This window comes from Oleiphilus sp. HI0117 (genome assembly GCF_001635235.1).
In genome coordinates, this window is record NZ_LWGA01001317.1 from 1 (window position 1) to 319 (window position 319).

Here is a 319-nt window from a genome sequence, read left to right on the forward strand (position 1 = left end):
TATTTAAAGATCCCTGCTGACGCCTTGCAAGATGAGTCTTCAGAATTGGCGCAGAATATGCCCGATTGCCAGTTCCTGTTTGCGCAGAAGCAGGAGCAAGGAAGTTGGTATCAACGCTTGTTGGCTTTATCTGTTGACCCTCTGCTCTACAGAGAAAATTCGCCGCATTCTAGGCAAGCAGCTAGCACAGAAGCAAGTGTGCCTCGAATTGAGGTTATTAATTTGACCGAGACAGCTATTGAAGGTGATAGAGAGCTGACTTTGTTAGAACTTATTGAAGAAGTAAAAACTTATATTCAGCAAAGGCGAGAGCAACAAA

General features: G+C 43.9%; 1 protein-coding gene. It reads left to right on the top strand.

Annotated elements, in window-relative coordinates; genetic code table 11:
- Positions 1-319: hypothetical protein (locus A3757_RS27250; protein ID WP_197470242.1), on the top strand; the 319-nt coding region annotated here is incomplete at both ends.